At 38.5% G+C, this 18,448-nt stretch carries 18 protein-coding genes; 3 read left to right on the plus strand and 15 right to left on the minus strand.

The genetic code is table 11. The annotated features are described in order from the left end of the window. Positions 1-2: 2 nt before the first annotated feature. The 4 genes from BBI08_RS09110 to BBI08_RS09125 all read right to left on the minus strand — a co-directional run bounded on the left by BBI08_RS09110 (position 3) and on the right by BBI08_RS09125 (position 1,573). The gene (locus BBI08_RS09110; RefSeq protein ID WP_008497503.1) at positions 3-479 is read right to left on the minus strand and encodes a YkvA family protein; all 477 of its coding nucleotides are present in this window, start codon (positions 477-479) and stop codon (positions 3-5) included. A 46-nt stretch (positions 480-525) separates the two neighbouring features. After that, entirely contained in the window at positions 526-732 is a 207-nt protein-coding gene (locus BBI08_RS09115) for a cold-shock protein (protein ID WP_008497504.1), read from the minus strand. Positions 733-890: 158 nt separating this feature from the next. Next, the gene (locus BBI08_RS09120; RefSeq protein ID WP_008428384.1) at positions 891-1,091 is read right to left on the minus strand and encodes a cold-shock protein; all 201 of its coding nucleotides are present in this window, start codon (positions 1,089-1,091) and stop codon (positions 891-893) included. Between the two features lie 185 nt (positions 1,092-1,276). After that, a complete protein-coding gene (locus tag BBI08_RS09125) occupies positions 1,277-1,573 on the minus strand; it encodes a DUF1033 family protein (protein WP_008497505.1) in 297 nt (98 codons plus the stop codon). Positions 1,574-1,777: 204 nt separating this feature from the next. On the opposite strand from BBI08_RS09125, the gene BBI08_RS09130 reads away from it, so the two are divergent. Together BBI08_RS09130 and BBI08_RS09135 are read left to right on the plus strand one after the other, a co-directional pair. Continuing rightward, positions 1,778-2,485, plus strand: coding sequence for a 5-bromo-4-chloroindolyl phosphate hydrolysis family protein (locus tag BBI08_RS09130; protein ID WP_008497506.1), 708 nt, complete (start codon positions 1,778-1,780; stop codon positions 2,483-2,485). Further along, on the plus strand, positions 2,457-3,638 hold the full coding sequence (locus BBI08_RS09135; protein ID WP_008497507.1) for a toxic anion resistance protein: 1,182 nt from the start codon (positions 2,457-2,459) through the stop codon (positions 3,636-3,638). The genes BBI08_RS09130 and BBI08_RS09135 overlap by 29 nt, the downstream gene beginning before the upstream one ends. A gap of 219 nt (positions 3,639-3,857) precedes the next feature. Here the strand turns inward: BBI08_RS09135 and BBI08_RS09140 are convergent, their stop codons facing one another. The 9 genes from BBI08_RS09140 to BBI08_RS09180 all read right to left on the minus strand — a co-directional run bounded on the left by BBI08_RS09140 (position 3,858) and on the right by BBI08_RS09180 (position 15,699). Next, a complete protein-coding gene (locus tag BBI08_RS09140) occupies positions 3,858-5,711 on the minus strand; it encodes a vWA domain-containing protein (RefSeq protein ID WP_065528007.1) in 1,854 nt (617 codons plus the stop codon). A 9-nt stretch (positions 5,712-5,720) separates the two neighbouring features. Beyond that, positions 5,721-6,578, minus strand: a complete 858-nt coding sequence (locus BBI08_RS09145) for an AAA family ATPase (protein ID WP_065528008.1) — start codon at positions 6,576-6,578, stop codon at positions 5,721-5,723. A 68-nt stretch (positions 6,579-6,646) separates the two neighbouring features. Next, the gene (locus BBI08_RS09150; RefSeq protein WP_008497508.1) at positions 6,647-6,844 is read right to left on the minus strand and encodes a DUF6501 family protein; all 198 of its coding nucleotides are present in this window, start codon (positions 6,842-6,844) and stop codon (positions 6,647-6,649) included. Between the two features lie 97 nt (positions 6,845-6,941). Further along, positions 6,942-7,538, minus strand: a complete 597-nt coding sequence (locus BBI08_RS09155; protein ID WP_065528009.1) for a DedA family protein — start codon at positions 7,536-7,538, stop codon at positions 6,942-6,944. Positions 7,539-7,628: 90 nt separating this feature from the next. Continuing rightward, entirely contained in the window at positions 7,629-8,891 is a 1,263-nt protein-coding gene (gene odhB, locus BBI08_RS09160; protein ID WP_008497511.1) for a 2-oxoglutarate dehydrogenase complex dihydrolipoyllysine-residue succinyltransferase, read from the minus strand. Between the two features lie 24 nt (positions 8,892-8,915). Continuing rightward, positions 8,916-11,726 (minus strand): 2-oxoglutarate dehydrogenase E1 component, encoded by a 2,811-nt coding sequence (locus BBI08_RS09165; protein ID WP_065528010.1) that lies wholly within the window; start codon positions 11,724-11,726, stop codon positions 8,916-8,918. A gap of 251 nt (positions 11,727-11,977) precedes the next feature. After that, a complete protein-coding gene (locus BBI08_RS09170; RefSeq protein ID WP_065528011.1) occupies positions 11,978-13,621 on the minus strand; it encodes a diguanylate cyclase domain-containing protein in 1,644 nt (547 codons plus the stop codon). An 18-nt stretch (positions 13,622-13,639) separates the two neighbouring features. After that, complete coding sequence (dapF, locus tag BBI08_RS09175) at positions 13,640-14,593, minus strand: diaminopimelate epimerase (protein ID WP_008497514.1); 954 nt, start codon at positions 14,591-14,593, stop codon at positions 13,640-13,642. 29 nt (positions 14,594-14,622) lie between these two features. Beyond that, positions 14,623-15,699, minus strand: a complete 1,077-nt coding sequence (locus BBI08_RS09180) for an undecaprenyldiphospho-muramoylpentapeptide beta-N-acetylglucosaminyltransferase (RefSeq protein ID WP_008497515.1) — start codon at positions 15,697-15,699, stop codon at positions 14,623-14,625. 213 nt (positions 15,700-15,912) lie between these two features. Here BBI08_RS09180 and BBI08_RS09185 point away from each other — a divergent pair, with 213 nt between their 5' ends. Continuing rightward, the gene (locus BBI08_RS09185) at positions 15,913-17,271 is read left to right on the plus strand and encodes an MATE family efflux transporter (RefSeq protein WP_008497517.1); all 1,359 of its coding nucleotides are present in this window, start codon (positions 15,913-15,915) and stop codon (positions 17,269-17,271) included. Between the two features lie 54 nt (positions 17,272-17,325). On the opposite strand, the gene BBI08_RS09190 is transcribed toward BBI08_RS09185, so the two are convergent. Further along, complete coding sequence (locus BBI08_RS09190; protein ID WP_008497519.1) at positions 17,326-17,565, minus strand: hypothetical protein; 240 nt, start codon at positions 17,563-17,565, stop codon at positions 17,326-17,328. After that, positions 17,562-18,443, minus strand: a complete 882-nt coding sequence (locus BBI08_RS09195; RefSeq protein WP_008497520.1) for a CobW family GTP-binding protein — start codon at positions 18,441-18,443, stop codon at positions 17,562-17,564. The genes BBI08_RS09190 and BBI08_RS09195 overlap by 4 nt, the downstream gene beginning before the upstream one ends. Positions 18,444-18,448: the final 5 nt, after the last annotated feature.

Raw genomic sequence — 18,448 nt, forward strand, 5'->3', positions numbered from 1 at the left:
CTTTATTTTGTAAAACGTTTTACTAAACGACCTGCTGGTAACTTAGAAACGTATTTGTTTCCTGAGTTGGATACTTTCTTAACAAGTGACAATAAATTTTCATCACCTGTCCAATGTTCTGTTATAACTTCCGTCGGGAATTTATTTAGTACCGTGTTAATCACAAATACGGCTACAACGACATCATCGAGAAATCCACCAGGGCCTACTAAGATCTCTGGTAAAAAATCGATAGGTGCAATGAAATACATAATCCCTGCTCCGACAGCTGCTTTGCTTTTAGCATCAATTCGGTTATCTAGCATCAACCTTGTTAACAAATGGAACAAATCCGGTGCGAACATTACATAACCACTAACAGATCCGACCACACCTGGCTTGTTATCTACCCATTTCTGTACTTTTTTGCGCAATTTTTGGTAGAAGTCTTGTTGCTTTTCTTCACTAGGCATTGGTTTTTTTAAGTATTCATTCGTCATTTTTTTATCCCCTTTGCTCTTTCTATATAAGTTTTGAGCGCAACTATTAAAAGACCAAAGTTACGTTCGTCGCAACACGTTCTTTATCGGCGACGCCTTCATATGTTGTGAATTTTACAGGCTGTCCTGGAATTAGTTTTCTAAACCCATCAACATTGATATTAATTTCCTCAAAGAAAAAGTCTTCTCCATTGTCACCAGTAATCATTCCTATACCTTTGTTTTCATCAAACGATTTCACTGTTCCTTCCATTCTTAAAACCTCCCAAATTCTCTTTATCCAGTCTTCTCATTATACCCAGTTGATAATGAATAAAAACCTTCTTTAAAAATGAGCAAAGCGGTGTAGTAGTTAAAAGTACTTCGTTATACAAAAAAGAACCGCTTCTAAAGAAGCGGTTCTTGAGGTTATTAGACTTTAGTTACGTTTGTAGCTTGAGGTCCGCGGTTGCCTTCTTCTACTTCAAATTCAACGCGTTGACCTTCGTCAAGTGTTTTAAAGCCTTCGCCTTGGATTGCTGAGAAGTGTACGAATACATCGTCTCCGCCTTCAACTTCGATAAAACCAAAGCCTTTTTCTGAGTTAAACCATTTCACTGTTCCTTCTTGCATGTAAATTACCTCCTGTGGTAAGAAAATTTTTCAATATGGAATCTTTTGCAATAAAAAAATTCACATATTCCCTAAAGTACCATCACGTGCTGATCACTTTTGGGAATATGTGAATAGCTGTTATTGGTTAAGATTTCATATTGTTTCATATATTATATCAAATTGACTACAAAAGTCAAACAAATCTAAAAACTCGTATTTGGTTGTCCATTCACTAGCCAGATTAGCCCATGAAATATTTGCAAGTATTCTTCGCAATTTTCACAGTATTCCGTTTCTTCTTCATTCCAATAACAAGAAAACGCAGCATTCTTTTGTTGTTGATTGGAAAAACGGCGACTAAAGTCATTTTTTACACTTTCTAAATAAGACTGAGCGTTTTCGGTTGAACTAAATTCATGTCGAGACATAATTTTATCTTCCCAACCCTCAAACATCCACCACGGTTCGTAATCCGTTCTCATATAGATAATTTCGTGCATAGCTGGCTGCCTCTTTTCTTCCTAATTAGCATTGTGCCAAATCCTCTTGTACTTGTAAAGTGTTAAGCCTCATATTTTAAGCGGATTCCAAAGTTTGTATTGACTTGTTGTTTCACGTAAAATATAGAAGAGCAACCGCATTGAAATGAAACTTTTCAGTGCTCAGGACGTATAGATAAAGTAGTAGTGAAGGAGGTCCTTTGCATGAAGCCCCTAAAGCCGATAGAAAATTTTATCAAAAGGCAAACCGTCAGCTTACCCATTATGGCGGTAATGTTTCCTGTACTTTATTTAGGTGCTGAAATTGGTTTAATTGCTTCTGGCGCTGTAGCTGCTGGTACGTACATAGCTAGCAACAGTACTCTGAAACAAGTTCAACTTTCTTCAGACTCTAAAAATTTTGGCATGACCCGCAGTGAATACAAAAATGTACGCATGCAAATAAAAGAAGGCAAAGAAAAAATTAAACAGCTTCAAGGAAATTATTATAAAGTCCGCTCCATTTCTTCTTTTAAACAATTAATGGACATGACAAAAATCGCAAATAAAATCATTATGGTGGTCCAACAAAATCCGAGAAAATTCTATTTAGCTGAACCGTTCTTTTATTCTCATTTGGATTCAGCGATTGAGTTAACCGAAAAGTACACATTATTAGTTGGGCAACCAGTTAAAGATACAGAAATGCGTATTACACTGCAAGATACTCGAGAAATGCTGTTATCCCTTAACAAAGTGATGGAGCAAGATTTAAAGCGTGTATTGTCCAGTGATATTGAACGATTGCGCATGGAATTAGATTACGCACAATTGGCAGTAAATCAACACAATGACCAGAAATTACTCGTTCAACCAGAACCTGAACACGAGGGAGACGTGGAAGATGACAGAGAAACCATCAAATCGAAGTGAATTAGATGATTTATTGGAGTCTCCATTTGGCATGCAGATGGAAAAACAACAACAGTCAGTAGCTGAACAAAAAGATGAACGACCTGTTTCGTTAATGGACCGCTTAACGAAAGAAGAACAAGCAAAAGCACGGGAGCTTGCCAAACAAATTCCCGTAGGCAATAACGAAGCTATTCTTACTTACGGTGCAAACGCTCAAAACCAATTGAGCCAGTTTTCACATAAAATGCTCGATCATGTTCAGCGAAAAGATATTGGCCCTGTTGGTGATGTACTCCATGACTTGATGAAAAAGCTAGAAGAATTGAATCCTGAAGAGTTGACACAAGGTAAACGTGCCGGGATTCGCAAACTATTTTCAAAAGCTAAGTACTCGGTTCAAGAAATGATGACAAAATACCAAAAACTCAGCAGCCAAGTAGATCGTATTAGCATTCAACTTGATCACTCTAAACGCGGATTGCTGGACGATATTCAAATGCTCGAGCAACTTTACGACCAAAACAAAACGTATTTCCAAGCATTAAATGTTTACATCGCGGCTGCTGAACTAAAGCGCGATGAAATTATGAGTGAAACGATTCCTGCTCTTCGCAAAAAAGCAGAAACTTCACAAGATCAAATGGTTTATCAAGAAGTGAATGACATGGTGCAATATGTTGATCGATTAGAAAAGCGATTGTACGATTTGCAATTATCACGTCAAATTACGATTCAAAGCGCACCGCAAATTCGGATGATCCAACAAACCAATCAAACCTTAGCAGAAAAAATTCAGTCGTCTATTATGACATCCATTCCGTTATGGAAAAATCAAATAGCGATTGCGTTAACGTTGAATAAGCAACTAAAAGCTGTAGAAGCACAAAAGCAAGTTACCGCAACAACCAATGACTTGCTTCTGAAAAACTCAGAAATGCTAAAAATGAATTCAATTGAAACAGCACGTGAAAACGAACGCGGCATTGTTGAAATTGATACATTGAAGAAAACACAAGAAAACTTATTAGAAACGATTGAAGAAACTTTACAAATTCAAGCAGAAGGTCGTAGAAATCGTAAAGCGGCTGAACTTGAAATCGGTCGTATGGAAGAAGATTTAAAACAGCGTTTGCTGGCAATCCATGATGGCCATGAAAAGAATAATAACTAAAATAACCCTCCGGAAGCTCTTTGCTTCCGGAGGGTTATTTTCCGATTTGGTTGATTGGATAGTATTTTAGTCGATTCGGACAGTATTGGACTCAATTCCGACAGTATTCCGGCTAAATCAGACAGTATTCGCGCCAATCCGGATAGCATATCCAATTAAATGGGAAATGAATCCGCGTATAAACTAAAAAAGGGTACTCTGCACTGAGAGCACCTCTCCTTACCCCGTCTGAATAACCAAATGCAAACTTCTTTTCAATAACCGCATGGTTTGCTCCACAAATTGTTCTAACGAATCGGCACTGACGGATTTATTGCCATACATCATGCGATAGAAAGCTGCTTGATCTTCTGAAATCGAGTCACTGCTTAAAAATAAATGCAGAACTTCAATTCCTATCTTTTTAGCTTCTGAAACGGCGTTTGCAGTGTCTACTACACCATTTTCCGCATAATTATATGCAGATGGTTCGCCATCAGAAAAAACCAGTAAAAAGCGGTGTTTTTCAGCTCTTCGCTTTAGTCGGTTGTTCATCCAACGAATAGCAAAGCCGTCTCGATTATCTTCATGTGCATCGAGTGACGCAATTGTCTGAGCATGGTCTTTTTTGCGATCTTCAAATTTATGCATCCACTCAAAATAATTCGGTTGTTCGGTGTCACTCGATTCGTACGCATCTTCGTAAAACAACACAATTTCATGAGGCACATTCAACCCGCGCAAGACATCGTGAAATAAAAGAACTGCTTGTTTTGTTTCCTCTAGTTTATCAAGCATTGACGCTGACCCATCAATCAATAAACAAAAAACAGCATCGAGTTCTTTAGATGGAGCTGTTTTCCGGTAAAATGGCTTTGGTCGTTCTTCAATCGCTAGCGGCACCAATTTTTTCGACAGTCTCCCTGCATTCAAATTAGTACGAATGCCTTCTTGTCTTTGAGTCATTCGTTTTTTTAATTCTTTTAACAATGCACGGACATGCGGCGCTTGTTTTCTACGCCAGTTTTCGATATCCAAACGGTGGTCCCCTGCTGCTTTTAGTCTCGATTCGTGATACACCACTTGATCATTTGCTGAACCGAATTTCCCTTCTGCTTTTTTCGGTTCGCTTTTCATTTGGTGATCGTCTTTATCGCTATCTTCTAAATGATCGCCGCTTGAATCGCCTTTTGCCGTTTGTTCCACTTCACTTGCGCCTGCTTCTTCCCTACCACCATCTGCAATCTGCGAATCTCCGCTTTCTAACTCAAATTCCATCGCAGGTGCCTCGCTTATTTCAGTTTCTCGGTGCCACGCTCCGAACCATTCTTCAATCGTTTCAATTTCTTCAGGTTCTTCGGCTTCATCTGCTTCAATACCTTCATGGTAATGAAACGGAGGAATTTTCTCCAGTGATTCCCCGAACGTATAGTACGTATGAAGTGCATCTGATTCGAGTTCAAACTCTGCGCGGTCCATTATCCGGTTTACGATTTTCACAGAATCCATTGTAGATTTTGCGTCAAACAACTCTGTCCAAATTAAAGACAATGCACCCGTCAGCTCTCCCACATCTACTTCTACTCCGCGTAAACGCAAATAAGCTGCATTGATGAAAAGATCGCTTTTAAAGCCTTTTTTAAGATTTTGCTTTGACTGATCTTCATGATATTCCGTATAAACCACTTCACGGGTTTGAAAAGCAGAAACTGTTCCAGGCCGTGCCGCTTTAATTTTTTCTGAAAGCCTAAATTCCTCAGCACACAATAATAATTGTTCTCGAAGACTTGGCAACGTCGTTTTGCTTTTTTTAAAATCGCGCCATGCAGTTAAGTCAAATTCACGCCAAAAGCCTGCCGCCATTAAATAAATATCGGACAAATAGCCATTACGCTCTATTCGTTTCGTCCGGTGTCGCCAAAATACGCTCATTGATATCGCTAATTCAGATGGACGCAACTCGATTAATTTACGTGTTGTCACTTTTAAATACGGTGCATCTGCTAAAGCGGCAGCAAGCAACTCCATTTGATGAAGCAACTTCGTATCAATGGTTTCATTATTAAATTGAATAAAGCGGTTAACTGATGCCATTACTTCCACCTACTTTTTCCAAGTATTCGCCAAATCCATGAACAACTCTCGTTCGCTTTCATCATCTAGTTTCTCAGCAATCGCATACCGTACGGCACGCAACGGATCCATATATTGAGCCAAAGCCGTCGCATCAAGCAAGCTCCGAATCGAAGCGGCTTCTTCGGATAATAAGCCATTCTCCACTTGCTTCATCAAATCTTCTGCCAAATTTAACATAAACGTTTTTAATCTCTTCTCTGCATCTGGAAATTCACGATCCCACAATTCAGCTAGTTGTTGTCCTGTTAAATATGGAATTGGATAAGCGATAAAACGGTTTTTTAATGCTTCGTTCATCGGCGCTGTGCCAATATAACCTTCATTTATCGCTGAAATCACACCGAAATCTGGATGAGCTTCTATTACTTCACCCGTAAACGGATTAGTCATCATCCGGCGATGGTCCAATGCGCTATGTAGAATGGGTAATGTTTCTGCTTTAGCCATATTGATTTCATCGATATACAGAAAATGACCTTTTTTCATCGCAGTAACAACTGGACCTTCTACAAATTCGATGACACTTTGTCCGTCTCGTTGCACCAGTGTTTTAAAGCCTAGTAATGCTTCTGCATCCAAGTCAACTGAACAATTTATGCTTTGCATTGGCTGCTTAAATAGAGCTGAAATGCTTTCTGCAAGTTTGGTTTTACCCGCACCTGTTGGTCCTTTTAATAATACGGGTTTACGTAATACAATCGCTGACAAAATATCTTGCCATAAATAGTCATCTGGGGCAATATAACCCGTTTGGCCAATAAGTTTATCATATTCTTCATGTGACTGTTTTTGTCGTTTTTTTATATCTTCATTTATAAATGACATGTAACGTCCCTCTTTTCCATAGAAAAAGCCGATGTTTCCATCGGCTTTTTAACTTTATTAATGTTGGTCTATTCGAAATAAGTTTTGTAGAAGCCGCCGATTTTCCCTGTATTATCTACTACAAAAATAAATTCCTCGGTTTCATTTTTCACTTCGTATTCTTTACCTGCAGTTAGAACATTTGAAACCAAAAATTTAGCTGCATCTGTATGTTTGCATGTCACTGTTCTGATTGTTTCTTTATCCAACCATTCATTGTGAATCATCGTCATCACCCTTTTCTATCTGTCTATCTTTTAGTATAAGGAAAAATCCAGCTAAATTCAAACAGTCTCTTTTCTTATCCGATTCTCATCCATATGACTAATCATCATTTTTTGGAAACTTTATAGTGTAAATATATCGCAGCACTAAAATACATACAATCAAAATTGATAATAAAATCAAAAATGCTTGTATATGTTCGAGAATGGTTTCATAGGCATATGGAAACGTTCTGCCTACATTGAAATAAATAAACATCCAAACAAACCCTGCTGTATAAGCAAATAGCATATAACGCATAATTGGATATCGATTGGCTCCCAAAACGTAAGGCATTGCCCAACGAATTCCGGGCAGGAAAAAACTAAAAGCAATCGCCCATTCTCCGTGTTTCTCCAAAAAGTTATTAAATCGACTTATTACTTGTTTCAACGTAGTTTTGTTCAAGCGATTTAACAAGCGGTGCCCTAAACTTCGACCAATAAAATAAGCGAACGTATTGCTCGTGATCAAACCAGCATAAGCGGATAAAAAAGCATAAAACGGATTAAAGTGACTAATTTCTGTTAAAACGCCTGAAAATGCCGCTGCCACTTCATTCGGAATCGGCAAACCAAACAACAGCAACCAATTAAACACGAACATACTAAAATACCCGTATTTTTGCACCAATTCTAGAAGAAACGAAATATCCATGGATTTCTACCGCCTTAGGTGTTCTTTCCTATATCATGACAAAAAAAAGATAGTCCTGCAACAACGCAGGACTATCTTTTTCCATAATTATTAAGATTCAAGCAATAAATCTTCTGGGTTTTCAATCATATCTTTGACCATTTTCAAGAAACCAACAGAATCGCTTCCGTCAATTACGCGGTGATCATAAGAAAGTGCAACGTACATCATTGGGCGAATTTGAACTTCGTCACCAATAGCAACAGGGCGTTTTTGGATTGTGTGCATTCCAAGAATACCAACCTGTGTACCATTTAAAATTGGTGTAGACATCAATGATCCAAATACGCCACCGTTCGTGATTGTAAACGAACCACCCGTCATATCTGCCATTGAAAGTTTTTTGTCGCGAGCTTTAGTAGCAAGTTCGCCAATTGTCGATTCGATTTCTGCGAAGTTCTTTTTGTCTGTATCGCGAACGATTGGTACAACAAGTCCTTCTTCAGTTGAAACGGCAATCCCTACATCATAAAACTGTTTTAGCAATACATCTGTACCATCTAATTCAGCGTTAACGTATGGGTATTTTTTCAATGCAGCTGTAACTGCTTTAGTGAAGAATGACATAAAGCCAAGTTTCACATCGTTATTTTTAAGGAATTGATCTTTTTTACGGCTACGTAATGCCATAACGTTTGTCATATCAATTTCGTTAAATGTAGTTAACATTGCAGTTGATTGTTTTACTTCAAGAAGACGTTTAGCAATTGTTTGACGACGTCTTGTCATTTTTTCACGAACAACGCGACCATTTTCTTCATCAGAAGAAGGTGCAGCAGCTTTTGGTGCTTCAGCTTTAGCAGCAGGTGTACTTGCTGCAGGTTTTGAACCGTGAGCCTCTACGTCTTGAACGCGTACACGTCCCATAGGATCTACTGGTGTAATCGCTGCAAGGTCAATTCCTTTTTCACGAGCTAATTTGCGCGCTGCAGGACTAGCAATTGTACGGTCAGATGAAGATTGCTCTTCAGCAGCTTTATCTTCAGCTACAGGTTCTTGAGCAGCAGGAGCTTCTGTTTTAGCCGGCTCTTCTGCTTTTTGTGGAGCTTCTTCTGTTTTTGGTGCAGCAGTTTCGCCAGAACCTTCGCCTACAATAGCGATTACTTGTCCAACTTCAACCGTATCGCCTTCTTGTGCTAAATGTTCTTGAACAACTCCAGCTTCTTCAGAAATAACTTCAACGTTTACTTTATCTGTTTCCAGTTCAACGATGAATTCTCCCTTTTCTACTGTTTCGCCCGGCTGTTTAAGCCACTGAGCGATTGTTCCTTCTGTAATCGATTCTGCTAATTCTGGTACTTTAATCTCTGCCACAAAAAATTCCTCCTTAAGTTATCCTTACAATTTAGCTAATGCTTCGTCAATTATACGTGTTTGTTCTATTTTATGCGCTTCTCCATCGCCTTCTGCAGGGCTTTGACGTTGGATACGTCCGAAGTATTTCACTTCTTTACCGTCTCCTAATTCACGCAAGTACGGATGTGCAAATGTCCATGACCCCATGTTCATCGGCTCTTCTTGTACCCAAGCCAATTCTTTAGCATTAGGATAACGGTCAACAATTGCTTTAATCTTCTCAGCTGGGAATGGATACAGTTGCTCTACGCGAACAATATGTGCCCACTCGTAGCCTGTACCATCTTTTACTCGTTCTGCTAAGTCAATTGCCATTTTACCACTTGCAAATAATATACGTTTTACTTTTTTCACATTTCCGCCCATGTTCGGCTGTTCAATAATTGTTTGGAAATGTCCTTCTGATAGATCATCTACTGATGCACCCACTAATGGATGACGCAACAATGATTTAGGTGACACAATAATTAATGGGCGAATCGACTCTTCTCCAAGCATTTTTGCCTGACGGCGCAAAATGTGGAAATAGTTTGCTGCACTAGATAGGTTAGCAACTGTCCAGTTGTTTTCAGCAGCCATTTGTAGATGTCTTTCCAAACGTGCACTCGAATGCTCTGGCCCTTGACCTTCATAGCCGTGAGGCAGAAGCATAACTAAACCTGATTTTTGCCCCCACTTCGCACGTCCAGCAGAGATAAACTGGTCAAATATCATTTGTGCCATGTTAGCAAAATCGCCATACTGTGCTTCCCAAATAACTAGTGCTTTATCATTTTCTACATTGTAACCATATTCAAAGCCTAGTACTGATGCTTCACTAAGTGGGCTATTGTAAACAACAAATGATGCTCTAGCATCTGAAATATGATGCAAAGGCACAAGCTCGCTGCCATTTTTTTCATCATGCAAAACGAGATGACGGTGTGCAAATGTGCCACGTTGTGCATCTTGTCCAGTTAAACGAATTGGGTTGCCATCTTGTAAAATCGAACCGAAAGCAAGCGTTTCAGCATGCGCCCAATCAATTTTCCCTTTCCCTTTAAAAGGTTCTTCACGACGTTTTAAAATTTTAGCTAATTTGCCGAAAGCAGAAAAATCACTCGGCCAAGACAATAGCTCTTCGTTCATTTTTGTTAAAATATCTTTAGAAATTCCTGTTGGAACTTCAGGATACCCATTTAAAACAGCTTCAGGGATTTCAAGTTTCGGGAAATCTTCTGATTTATTTTCTTTAACGCGGTCATAAGCTGCTTGCATTTCTTTTTGAACATCTGCATCAAGCTTTTGAACATCATCTTCAGATAAAATGTTTTCAGCTGCTAATTGTTTTCCGTAAAGTTTACGAACTGTATCATGCTGATGAATACCTTGGTACATAGACGGGTTTGTAACTAAAGGTTCATCCATTTCATTGTGTCCGTAACGGCGATATCCGATCAAATCGATCAATATATCTTTGCCAAATTTTTCGCGGTATTCGAAAGCCAGACGTGCAACTGCAACTACTGCTTCAGGCTCATCAGCGTTCACATGGATAACGGGCACTTCGAATCCTTTTGCCGGATCCGAAGAATAATGAGTAGATCTAGAATCAAATTGTTCTGTTGTAAAGCCAATCAAGTTGTTCGCGATAATATGGATAGACCCACCAGTTTGATAAGCTTTGACACGACTAAAGTTTAATGTTTCTGTAACAATCCCTTGTCCTGGGAATGCTGCATCACCATGTATTAAAATGGCATACGATTTTTTCGGATCAATTTTAGCGATACCTGTTTGCTCAGTAAGTTCCTGTGCAGCTCGAGTTTGTCCTGCTACGATTGGACTAACAATTTCCAAATGTGAAGGGTTATAAGCTAACTTAACGTTTGTACCAGTTGCAGATTTATAAGCTGCACCCATATGGTACTTCACATCGCCAAACCACCCTTTAGTGATTTGAAGTGAACCGTCTTTAGGAAGAAATGCTTCATCACCTATGTGGGCAAATCCAGCAAACATCATTTCATAAGGTTTGTTTAAAATATGTGTAAGCACATTTAAACGACCGCGATGCGCCATCCCGATCATAATGTCTTTCGTTCCTGCTGACTCGGACATACGAACTAGTTCGTCCATTAATACAACTAATGAGTCAACACCTTCGATTGAAAAGCGTTTTTGACCAACAAAAGTACGGTGTACAAATTTCTCAAAACCTTCTACACGCGTCAATAAATCTAGAACTTGTTTTTTCTTATCAGCGTCAAGTGATGGTTTTGCTATTCCTGCTTCGATTTTTTCTTGTAACCAGCTACGTTCTTGTGGCTGAATTACATGAGAAAATTCAAAAGCAATTTTGTCTGTATAAAGTGATTTCAAGTAATTAATAGCTTCTAAGCCGTTGCTTACATTGTGCGGTGCATTATTCAAAATAAATGAAGCAGGCACTTCTTTCAAATCTTGTTCACTTAAACCATAAGTTGAAGGTTCCATGCGTGAAGTATCTTTTGGCTGGTCTTTTAGCGGATAGATATCAGAAGCTAAATGACCATGCGCACGAATTGCTTCAGCCAAATGAACAGCAGCCAACACTTTTTCGAAATTATTTGGTTCTACAATTGTTGCACCTGAAGTTTTTTGCTCTTTAGGAACTTCAGTAGGTGGTCCGTATTGCTTAAAAAGTTCAACGTATTCTGGGTCAAGTAATTCAGGTGATTCTTGATACAGGTCATACATTTCCATTACGTATCCCAAGTTCGGACCAGTAATGGAGCTCCACGGGGATTTTGCATCTGGATAATTGCTAGACATTAAAAAAACCTCCAACTATTTGTTTGACGGCAGTCACTTTATTTGTTATATGTCTTGCCCATTTTATCACGCTTCCGATTAGACATAAAGCAGAAGACGTTTAGGCAATAAAAGTTTAAAATTCCCTATCAATCTTACTACTTCCATGGCGAAAATCAAAGCATTTTCGTGAAAAGATTCACATAACATCTAATAAAGTACATTTAACCAGTTTATCTTTCTAATTTAGCGGTTTTCAGGTAGTTTTTTCACTAAACTGAATACATATAGGCAGTTCCTTTACCTTTGCCTTTAGCCAAATAAAGTGCCGCATCCGCTTTTTTAACTAATTCATCAAAATCATTTCCGTGTTCAGGATAGATAGCAATCCCTACAGATGATGTCGGAGCGAAACGATGTCCATCGATTGTCCATCCTTCATCAAGCGACTCATTTATACGATTAATAACGCTTTCAATGTGTTGTTCACTATTTTCCGGTACAACGCCACGTAATGCCACTAAAAACTCATCGCCACCGACTCGGGCAACTAAATCATTTTTACGTAAGCTCCGTTTAATCGCATTGCCAAAATGAAAAATAAACTCATCTCCAATATCATGGCCAAATTGATCGTTGACCAATTTAAAGTCATCGCCATCTAAATACAGCAAAACAATAAATTCGTTTCTTTCATCTGCTTGCTCTTTAATTTGTTGAAATTGTTGAATCATGAAACGTCGATTAGGTAAATTTGTTAAACTATCGTGATATGCCATAAAATGAAGCTTTTCTTCTAATTGCTTTCTCTCTGTTACATCGAAGAGGATAGATAAAAATTGATAAATTTCTCCGTCCACATCTAACAGCGGGATAATCGTAACGTCTACCCAGAAAAATTCACCATTGCGTTTCATGCTTTTAATTTGACCACGCCATATTGCACCTTGTAAAGTCACTTCTCGAATTTCATTGTATAATTTTGGAGAAATAACTGCTTCTCCTATTTCATTAATATTCAACCCAATCATTTCTGACGGTTTATAGCCGGTTAATTCATTTAAATTGTCATTTACAAACTCTATCGTACCAGAGACATTCCAAATTGCGACAAGTGCTGCGTAATTAAGCGCTTCTTTGTAGCTCTCCAGAATATTTTCGGTCTTTTTCAGCTCATTCTTTAACAGCAACTCACTGGTTAGTTCACGAAAGACTATGTGAAACGCTCGAATCATTCCGTTTTCTTTCACAGGCGAATAACTGACCGAAAACTTTGCTTCAGTACCGTCTTGTTTCATACGCTTCATAATCATCGAGGTGCTTTTAGATTGTGCTGAGAATTTTTGCAATAAGTTTTTCCCAGCTCCAAATAATTCCTTTTGTTTATCAGGCAACTCATGATAGTAGCGACCAATCCATTGGCCTTTGTACACTCCAAATGTGATTTCATAAGCTGGATTTAAATCCAGGATCATAAATTCTGCCGAAATCATAATCATTGGATCTACTGAATTTTGAACTAAAGATTCAAAAAACAAATAATCTTCTTCTATTTTCTTCTGAGCTGTTACATTTTTTGTAACGGCAAGAACAAATCGCTGATCACCAAACTCCATAGGTGTCAGCTCGGTTTCCATCGCAGTTTCTAAATCGCTGAACAAACTATAATCACGATACGTGTGTTTTTTACCTATTTTTAATGCAATCAAATACTGTTTTTTTATCTCCATCGATAGGGACGGTGGCATACTTTCATCTAAATTAGTACCGACCAATTCTTTATTAAAAAGCGTAAAGCACACAGAATTAACATACATATAGTCAAATGTGTCCCCATTTTGCCTCATGAAATAAACCGGATCTTTAGCGTTTTTATAAAGTAGATCAAGTTGCTCCACTGTAAAAGGCATTAACATCTAATTCACCGCTTTCCATTACACATATTGACTTGAGAAAAGTGTAACTTCCTCAATAAATTTTTCATAACGTTGTTGTTCTTGTAATTCAGTAGTCAATAACATTTGGCTATTTTCCAAGTCGCTAGACCATTCGAATTTCGAAATAGAAAGATAGGTTGCGTTCCCAGTAAGTTGAAGTTGGATAATATCACCATCTTTAGAAACTGAACATTTCACGAGTCCACCTGGATTAAAAACGGATACTTCCCCAAAAGGCACCAATCCTGACATACAGCTAATGAGAGCTGAGGCAGTCATAGCAGTACCACAGGCATTTGTGAAGCCTACACCTCGTTCGTATGTACGAACAAATATCCCTTGCTCTACCGGCGTCACATAACTGACATTGACTCCATCAGGGAAATACTCGTTATCGCCATTAAACTGCTGTGCCCATTTTTGCTGGTGGCTTGTGTCTTTCTGCAACTCTTTAGGAACGATTCCAATCAAATGCGGGTTCGGAACGGAGACCGCTGAAAATGGAATCTCTTCTGAGACAAATGGCAATGGTTTTTGAATCCATTCTGTATGGTCTAAATAATTCATTGGCAAACTGCTAAGAGAAAATGAAACCGGAGAAATTTCCACAGCGTAAGTCTCAATTCCTTCGTTTAAGGTTTCTTCTTTTTTGACACGCAAAGATGCTTTCATCGTTTCGATTATCGCTTCTTGAACATTGTCACGTTCGCAAACATAGCGAGCAACACAACGAAGGCCATTGCCACACATTGAAGCTTCTGAGCCATCATTATTGAAAACACGCATTTTCGCATGTGCGACAGTTGAAGCCAAAATCACCAATATGCCGTCAACATCTTTATCTATAGCTGAAAGCTGGATTGCTAATTGTGCATAATCGTTGCGTTCTTCCCCTTCAAACATAAAGAAAGTATTCATAGAGCCATGGACTTTTATCAATGTCATTTCCATTCCGGTCACCTCTTATAAATTAATATAAATTATTTTGTATAACTTGATACCAACTTAGCCATTTCAGCAGCTGTAATTGGTGCTTCAGCTTGTGTCATTGCTTCGATTAACTGATCTTTGCCCGATTGTAATAGTACAAGTTCTTTCATAAATCGTTCTGCAGAGAGTTCTTCCTCTTCGACAACATGCGCGAATCCTTGCTTTTCAAATAAATTGGCATTAAGTATTTGATCTCCGCGGCTTTTTTGAATCGATAACGGCACAAGTAACATTGGCTTTTTCAATGCCAAAAATTCAAATATGGAATTTGAACCCGCACGCGATACAACAAAATCAGTCATGTGCAATAAATGCGGTAATTCATGAGTAACATACTCAAACTGTCGGTAATTTTTATGAGCATCCAATTCTGACAGACGATTTCCTTTGCCGCATAAATGGATTATATTAAATTGTTTAAGCAATTCCTCTACATTATTATGAATTGCTGAATTGATCATTGCAGATCCTTGACTACCACCCATAACCATTAAAACAGGCAATTCATTCGCAAATGAGCATATTTCTCGTCCTTTTTCTGCCGTGCCTTCCATAAGCTCATTACGAATAACCGATCCTGTACACGTGGACTTATCACTAGGTACGTGAGCTAATGTTTCTTTAAAAACCGTGAAAATATGATCAGCAAAAGGTAATGCGATTTTGTTTGCTAGTCCAGGTGTAACATCAGATTCATGAATAATGACCGGAATTGATCTCATTCGACCTGCCATTACAACGGGAACAGACACAAATCCACCTTTTGAAAAAATGGCTGCAGGCTTTGTTTTGCCAATGATTTTCAACGCTTGCATCAACCCTGCACCTACCCGAAAAGGATCTGAGAAGTTTTTTGTAGAGAAATAACGTCTTAGTTTCCCACTAGATATGGCGTGATACGGAACCGACGGAAACGATTCTCGAATAAGTTCATTTTCAATGCCCTCTTTAGAACCGATATATTCAACATGAAAACCTAAGTTCTTTAACTCCGGTATTAATGCCTGATTTAGAGAGACATGCCCTGCTGTTCCGCCCCCGGTCAATAAAATTGTTTTGTTGTTCATCACTCGTCCTACTCTCATCTATATAATTTGACAAAGCTAGTTTTCTCTTAAGAGAAAGACTAACTATGCTATACTGAAATTTATGTGTTAAATTTATTTGAATTCATTTTACTGCATAAGAGAAATATTTGGCTCTACTTATCATCTTAGTAAATACTTGATAAATTAGCGATTAAAAATTCAACATACGTAGATTTTGGGAGGAAAGAACATATGAACGAAACGCACACTAAAAAAGAAAAAATATTATTATTAGTGAAAATTGTTTTTCCAATTCTAGTTACACAAGTAGCTATGTATTTGGTTACATTTTTTGACATTTACATGACTTCCCGTTACGGAACAGAAGATTTAGCTGGCGTATCGATTGGGTCCTCTTTTTGGGTTCCCGTCTACATAGGTCTAGCTGGTATTCTCATGTCCATTACCCCAATTGTAGCACAATTGATGGGGGCTAAGAAAAAAGAACAAGTAAAACAAGCTGTCCAACAAGGAATTTATTTGTCCCTTTTGCTTGCCACAATTGTTTTTGCTTTTTTCTACTTCGGAATTGATTCTTTGCTAACACTCATGAATCTTGAACCAGCCGTTGCCGATGTTGCCAGTCGTTATATTCAAGCAATGAGCATTGGATTAATCCCATTATTTATATACACTACATTACGTTCTTACATTGATGCACTTGGTGCCACTCGTGTCACTATGGTCATCTCTCTTTTATCAACGCCAATCAATATTCTTTTCAACTATTTATTAATTTTCGGGAAATTTGGATTCCCTGAACTTGGTGGTGTCGGTGCAGGGCTTGCTTCTGCAATCACCTATTGGTTAATTTTAGCGATTGCTGCATGGATCATTCATACAAGAAATCCTTTCTCTGTTTATGGCATCTTCCGCAAATGGCCTAAGCTGTCATTAAGCCGATGGATTGAAATTAGTCGGATTGGTGTCCCTATCGGCATTTCGATTTTTGTGGAAACAAGTATATTCTCAGCAGTGACATTTATGTTAGCTGCCTATGGAACTTATACCATTGCGGCTCACCAAATCGCATTAAACTTTACTTCACTCTTGTATATGCTGCCACTTAGTATATCGATGGGTGCTACCATCCTTGTTGGTTACGAAGTGGGCGCTAAACGTTTCCGTGATGCGAGACAATATAGTTGGTTGAGTGTCGTTACTGCAGTTTCGTTTAGTTTTGTATCTGCTTGTATTCTCTACTTTATGCGTGTTGAAATTGCTGCTTTGTATACATCCGACCCCGTAGTAGTGGAACTTGCGGTCCAATTTTTACTATTTGCAGCTTTGTTCCAACTATCGGATGCCATTCAAGCGCCCGTACAAGGAGCACTTCGAGGCTATAAAGATGTCAACATCACGTTTGTTATGGCAGTCATTTCTTATTGGATCATCGGATTACCTTGTGGTTACTTGCTGGCCAACTACACAGATTTTGGCGCATTTGGATATTGGATTGGCTTGATTATCGGTTTAACGGCGGGTGCTATCACCTTGTCTATTCGCTTATTAAGTATCCAGAAAAAAATTGCTAGACATACAACTACATGATTATAAAAAAGCAGGAAGCGAAAATCATTGATTTTCGCTTCCTGCTTTTAATTTTTATTGCGACGCTAATTTTTTATACAAGGAAGCCAAACTTGTTTTTTCTGACTCAGACAAATCCGATTCTGATATGCGCATTAATGCAATCTCTAATTTTTGTTGTTTCGATTTGCGAACACGCGGATGCGTCAACTCATCATTCAACTCGATAAGCACATATTTCTCGAGCTCATCTTGTGTACGAATTTGTTCTGCCGCTGATCTCTGCGGCCAAAGTTTTTGGTACGATTCTATCATGGAAGCTCGACCCCTTCTAACCCTTCTCCTATGACAACGATTTGGTTTTGCATTTTCATGTATTCCGGTAGCCATTGTGCCATTCCATAGGCAAATTGAAAGGCATGTGGGTACTTATCGCCTTCAAGTGGCACATATCCTTTAATCCGGTAAACCGAATCCGGTAATGTGCGTAGCCACTCTTCAAACTTTTCCCGTTGAACAGGCGCATCAAACTGCAATACTTTAGCGTTTAAATTCAGCTTTGAAACAGGAGCTTGTTTGATATTTTTTTTCGGAGAAGTAGCCAAATTATCAACTGCTGAAAACGGGATTTTAGCATGAACTGTTTGGATAATTTGGGCCGTCGGATTCAACGATTGAATTTCATAAATCACTGTTCCTTGCTCACTGTCTGATAGTAAATCCATTTTGTTGGCTAGTATCAAGTCAGCGTGACGAATTTGTTCTAAAAACAACGAACGAATTTGCGGAGACAGGTTATTGCGATCCATCCATCTTTTACTATCTGCTACAGTTACGATGCCTTTGAAGTTTAATTTCTCAGCAAATAAGGGAGAGAAAATTGCATCTAAAGCTTCTACAGGATGTGCAGCACCTGTTGTTTCAATAAGCAGCACATCAAAATCTTCTTCTGCCAAAAGCGTTTGAATTTGTGCTTCTGATTTTTCAGAACCCGTACAACAAATACAGCCGTCTAGAATTTCTTTCAGTGGCACTCCATCTTCGACTGAATCAGAATCCATATTCATTTTGCCAAGCTCATTCATGAAAACTGCTGGTTTCAACCCTTTATCTTTCATCTGACTTATCATATTTTTTAAAAGCGTCGTTTTACCGCTCCCTAAAAATCCACTGAACAAATATACATCTTTCATCAACT

It is taken from the genome of Planococcus halocryophilus, from assembly GCF_001687585.2.
Lineage (GTDB): Bacteria > Bacillota > Bacilli > Bacillales_A > Planococcaceae > Planococcus > Planococcus halocryophilus.

What these genes read in the sequence shown, in the direction of transcription:
- BBI08_RS09110 (WP_008497503.1), bottom strand. Translation starts at nt 479, where the DNA reads ATGACGAATGAATACTTAAAAAAACCAATGCCTAGTGAAGAAAAGCAA.
- BBI08_RS09115 (WP_008497504.1), bottom strand. Translation starts at nt 732, where the DNA reads ATGGAAGGAACAGTGAAATCGTTTGATGAAAACAAAGGTATAGGAATG.
- BBI08_RS09120 (WP_008428384.1), bottom strand. Translation starts at nt 1,091, where the DNA reads ATGCAAGAAGGAACAGTGAAATGGTTTAACTCAGAAAAAGGCTTTGGT.
- BBI08_RS09125 (WP_008497505.1), bottom strand. Translation starts at nt 1,573, where the DNA reads ATGCACGAAATTATCTATATGAGAACGGATTACGAACCGTGGTGGATG.
- BBI08_RS09130 (WP_008497506.1), top strand. Translation starts at nt 1,778, where the DNA reads ATGAAGCCCCTAAAGCCGATAGAAAATTTTATCAAAAGGCAAACCGTC.
- BBI08_RS09135 (WP_008497507.1), top strand. Translation starts at nt 2,457, where the DNA reads ATGACAGAGAAACCATCAAATCGAAGTGAATTAGATGATTTATTGGAG.
- BBI08_RS09140 (WP_065528007.1), bottom strand. Translation starts at nt 5,711, where the DNA reads ATGGCATCAGTTAACCGCTTTATTCAATTTAATAATGAAACCATTGAT.
- BBI08_RS09145 (WP_065528008.1), bottom strand. Translation starts at nt 6,578, where the DNA reads ATGTCATTTATAAATGAAGATATAAAAAAACGACAAAAACAGTCACAT.
- BBI08_RS09150 (WP_008497508.1), bottom strand. Translation starts at nt 6,844, where the DNA reads ATGATTCACAATGAATGGTTGGATAAAGAAACAATCAGAACAGTGACA.
- BBI08_RS09155 (WP_065528009.1), bottom strand. Translation starts at nt 7,538, where the DNA reads ATGGATATTTCGTTTCTTCTAGAATTGGTGCAAAAATACGGGTATTTT.
- BBI08_RS09165 (WP_065528010.1), bottom strand. Translation starts at nt 11,726, where the DNA reads ATGTCTAGCAATTATCCAGATGCAAAATCCCCGTGGAGCTCCATTACT.
- BBI08_RS09170 (WP_065528011.1), bottom strand. Translation starts at nt 13,621, where the DNA reads ATGTTAATGCCTTTTACAGTGGAGCAACTTGATCTACTTTATAAAAAC.
- dapF (WP_008497514.1), bottom strand. Translation starts at nt 14,593, where the DNA reads ATGGAAATGACATTGATAAAAGTCCATGGCTCTATGAATACTTTCTTT.
- BBI08_RS09180 (WP_008497515.1), bottom strand. Translation starts at nt 15,699, where the DNA reads ATGAACAACAAAACAATTTTATTGACCGGGGGCGGAACAGCAGGGCAT.
- BBI08_RS09185 (WP_008497517.1), top strand. Translation starts at nt 15,913, where the DNA reads ATGAACGAAACGCACACTAAAAAAGAAAAAATATTATTATTAGTGAAA.
- BBI08_RS09190 (WP_008497519.1), bottom strand. Translation starts at nt 17,565, where the DNA reads ATGATAGAATCGTACCAAAAACTTTGGCCGCAGAGATCAGCGGCAGAA.
- BBI08_RS09195 (WP_008497520.1), bottom strand. Translation starts at nt 18,443, where the DNA reads ATGAAAGATGTATATTTGTTCAGTGGATTTTTAGGGAGCGGTAAAACG.